Annotated in this window: 3 protein-coding genes; all 3 read left to right on the top strand. The window is 40.3% G+C overall.

Going from position 1 to position 4,384, the window contains the following annotated elements:
- The coding region (locus LC608_RS36280) for a hypothetical protein (RefSeq protein ID WP_229558127.1) at positions 1-202 on the top strand (202 nt) is incomplete at its 5' end.
- Between the two features lie 5 nt (positions 203-207).
- Positions 208-801, top strand: a complete 594-nt coding sequence (locus LC608_RS36285; protein WP_229558126.1) for a pyridoxal-dependent decarboxylase — start codon at positions 208-210, stop codon at positions 799-801.
- A 261-nt stretch (positions 802-1,062) separates the two neighbouring features.
- On the top strand, positions 1,063-3,870 hold the full coding sequence (locus tag LC608_RS36290; protein WP_229558125.1) for an ATP-binding protein: 2,808 nt from the start codon (positions 1,063-1,065) through the stop codon (positions 3,868-3,870).
- Positions 3,871-4,384 lie beyond the last annotated feature (514 nt).

The following is a 4,384-nucleotide window of genomic DNA, read 5'->3' on the forward strand; positions in this document are numbered from 1 at the left end:
CGAAGCCATACCCGTTTATTTACTTTTATCAAATAGAGTGAACTCTCTTAGACTAATTCCCCTAGTTTCTTCACTCATTGACATCTATTGGCTTTTAGTCTGCGATCGCCCCGTGATCGATTACATTTCTATAAGCAACTTGTACCTAATCTGCCTGCGATTATTTGCCTTAACCTGGGTACTACTTTTACAGGGGCAATAGACGATATTGAGCAGATTCTCAATGTTCTAGAGATGAAACGGGTCAGCCAATTCTATATTCATGTTGATGGTGCTTTAGGCGGAATGCTTCTTCCCTACTTGCGTTCAAACTGGATTGATTTCAACAGACCCATTAGTTCACTGTCAATCTCAGGACATAAATTTATTGGTAGCCCTTTCCCTTGTGGCGTTGTTATTACTAAAAAACATTTGGTTGAAGCACTCACATCTGATATCGAGTATATTGGTGCTCAGGATATGACTATTGGAGGTAGCCGCAACGGACATACTTCACTTTGTTTATGGCATGAAATCTCTAAAAGGCGTTCTAACTTTGGATTAGAAGTAGCTGATTGTGTAGCCAAAGCAGAGCATTTGTATACACAACTGAAGTTAAGAGACTTCAATCCATTTCTCAACCCTTATTCAAATACAGTTGTTTTCAATAAACCCTCCGATAATCTGGTGAAAAAGTATCAACTTGCAGCCAGGGGAGATTATGCACACGCAATTATCATGCAAAATCACTACATTGAATTTCTGGATTATTTTGTTGAGGAACTTGTTACAGAAAAGTTGGATCTGGCAAAAATTAGGTAAAGACTAAAGTAATTCGCCAGTAGCCGGACTATAAGTAGCATACGATGCTGTTGGCGAAGTTGACTTTCTTCCAAAAATCTGGATGGAAAAGCCGAGAGCCACTAAATATAAAAAGTTATTTATCAAATAAATCTTCAGATAAACCGGAATTTATTATTGATTCGCGGATAATTCATCTTCAATAAAAGTCTGCCTTCAGAACAATTATGAGGTGGAAACTCAAGCTAATAAGGTTAACCAAAAAGCTTCGCATTGCCTATCATGCTCAAACAAGACAATACATCTGTAAGTCAATCTTCATACCCTCGCTTAACTAGAAGCCTAAGTGCTGTTGAAAGCTGGGGCTTCGGTTTGACAGCTCATATTTCATGGGTAGCATTAGTTCCCGCAGTTCATGCTGCTCTTGGTTCACAAGCTATTTTTGTTTGGATACCTGCTGTAATTGTCGGGATGCTGATTAACTATCAGGTCAAGCGTTTAGGAATGTATTTTATTAATGTGGCAGGAGGAACGCCTAACTATGTCAGCCACCTGCTCAAACGCTACCCTGGGCTAGCTCGCTATGCTGCAATTGGATACCTTCTTAACTGGGTTTCTTACTTATCAGTTAATACTCTCGTTCTCACTGATTTAATTAGAGTGAATTTAGAATCGCTAGGCATTGCCTGTCCTAAATTATTTTTGGACATTGGCTTTACGCTACTGCCCTTTGTAGTAGCTTTTAGTGGTACTCGTGCGCTGAGTATTTTGCATTTATTTTTTGCAATTCCAGCTTTTGGACTACTAATTACCTTTTGTGTACAAGGTCTTGGCTGGTTAACTTTCTCTAGTGCTAGCCCTGGGTTTTTTCCTAACAGTTGGTCATCTTTGAGCTTCGTGGATTGGGCAAAGTGGTTCTTTTTCGTTTCCTACGCCACTTATAGTTGTGAAACGGCTTCTTCTTTTGTCGCAGATAGCCGTCATCCCAAGGAAACGCTGCGCTTTCTGGATATTGCTGCTTGGATGATGCCACCTGTTTTTATCGGCGGGTCTTGGGTGATGATGCGGTTAGCAACAGCGCCAGGTCTGGGTGATAATGCTTTTTTGAATCTTGTGGCGGCTTCTAAACCCTTTTGGGGAAGCTGGGCCCCAATTAACATCACCTTTCTATTGGTGTCTGCTTCTTTGTTAGGTTCTGCAACAGTAGTTTCTAATTGCCCGAGAATTTTGTATCAACTTGCCTTAGATAACCATATTTCACCAGTCTTTTCTGCTGTGTCGCGTCGGGGCGTGTTTGTGCCTGCTCTGAGCTTAACTTTAGTGCTTTGCTGCCTTTATCTGATTTGGGCAAATGTAACCCAAATTGTCGCAGTGGGAAATATCGGTTGGTTTGCCTCCTTTATGTTGTTGCATTTAGGGCTTTGGTTGGGGCGCAATCGTCCAGAAGTTTTGTTTCCTCGAATATCTTTGGGCATTCTGCTGTTAGAAATTGTGGTTTTATTGGTAGGGGGCGTTGCCTGGGGTTGGATAAATCTCTTGATTGGTCTAGTATTTCCGATTGGGATTATCGGAATTGATGCGCTAATCCGCCACGTTCACTTCCCGCCTTTTCATTTAAGTTGGTGGAGGCGACATTACCGCACACGCTCTTCGGTAATTATTAAGGATTCTGTCATACTCCAGGTAAGCATCCTAATTATTTTAATATGCAGTGCAGTCACAACGGGCTGGTTATTTGGTGCTAACCTTAACACGGCGACAAAGGCTACAGATGAAAATCTATTTGTTGTGTTGCTGATGACAGCGGCATTTATAGGAGTAGCTATAGCCTGTTGGACAACCTTACCCCAAGTAGTAGCCATTACAGAGGCACGAGAAGCTGCCGAACACCTGTTTACTGTTGCCCAGGATGGTATTTTGGTTTTGGATGAGCAGGGTAGTATCAGGCAAGCAAACCCAGCAACTGAATCTATTTTTGATATCAAACCATTTGAGTTACTAGGAAATCACCTTAGCAAATGGATATTTGGATTTCCTGACTATCCACAGCAATGGACGAAGCGAAGTGAACACACTCTGTTCCACAAAGCTGGTGTCCAAACTTTGGAAATTTCTATTTCCGACCGACCGCATCAAGATTTTCAAGAATATGTCGTTATTCTCCACGACATTACTAAACGCAAACAAGCAGAGGAAAGATTACGACAATCACAAGCACAATTACAACAAGAAGCAAAGCTGCTAGCATCCCAACTGGTGCAGAGTGAAAAAATGTCTAGTCTAGGGCAGTTAGTGGCAGGTGTAGCTCACGAAATCAATAACCCCGTGAATTTTATCTATGGTAATTTAACCCCTGCCAATGAATACACCCAAGATTTGCTTGAACTGCTGCAACTATACCAGCAATACTATCCTAACCCAGTAGCCCAAATCCAAAACCAAGCACAAGCCATAGATATTGATTTCTTAATAGAAGACCTACCAAAGTTATTAACTTCTATGAGAATTGGTGCTGAAAGAATTACAGAAATTGTACAATCTTTACGTAACTTTTCCCGCCTAGATCATGCAGACATGAAGGCGGTAAACATTCACGAGGGTATTGATAGTACCTTGATGCTCCTAGAGCATCGCCTCAAAGCTACAGCTAATTATCCAGCGATTAAACTCATCAAGGAATACAGCAGTTTACCATTGATAGAATGTTACCCTGGACAACTCAATCAGGTGTTTATGAATATTCTTGCAAATGCAATCGATGCTTTAGAAGAATCGATAGTCGGTGAAAAAACCACTAATATTCCCCAAATTTGCATTTGTACTAGTTTCATTCCTGACCAGCAGTCAGTAGTTATTTCTATTGCTGATAATGGTTGTGGTATCCCAGAAAATATTCAAAAGCAACTGTTTGACCCCTTTTTTACCACAAAACCCGTCGGGAAAGGCACAGGCTTAGGCTTATCTATTAGTTACCAAATAATTACTCAAAAACATCAGGGAACATTAGAATGTATTTCCTCTCCTAATAAAGGTACAGAATTTATAATTACAATTCCCCTAATCCCTGTTTTGTCAATACGGTTCGGTTAAGCTCTAAGCAGTGCTAATTACGGAGAAAGTAAGTGTTTGTAATTTAGCTGTTTGTGTTCTATGTATGGGCTTTTTGTTCGGAAATTTGGCTCTGGTTTTTTTGACAACACGAGGATTGCTTCGACCTTCAGGCTCTGGGATCTGCTCATCCAAAATTTCGCTTACAAGCCAGGCAAAAAAAAGGGAAATTCTTCAATTTGGAGCCGTTGGAATTTAGGAACAGCCCGACGAACAATATTCAGCGTGCCAGTAAAACTTAATCGTAAAGGGGAGATTTCAGCCTACATTCCGCACCCTAACTGTCACACATCAATAAAAAGCTGGCATAGTAGTACACAAGAACTAAGCTAGAGTCAAAAATTAAGAAATTTAATGCGAGTTATTATTATTAAGTAGCTTAATGTGGCGAGAAGAGGAAGTATGGTAACAAAAATAGAATCAAGGGAAAACTTCAGAGTTAAAAAAATTAATTGATCAAAAAAATATAAATGAGAGAATTGCAACAGAAGTGATG

This window comes from Nostoc sp. XA010, assembly GCF_020829625.1.
Classification (GTDB): Bacteria; Cyanobacteriota; Cyanobacteriia; order Cyanobacteriales; family Nostocaceae; genus Nostoc.

Excerpts from the sequence above, each read along its gene's own strand:
- LC608_RS36290 (WP_229558125.1), top strand. The coding sequence starts at position 1,063 with ATGCTCAAACAAGACAATACATCTGTAAGTCAATCTTCATACCCTCGC.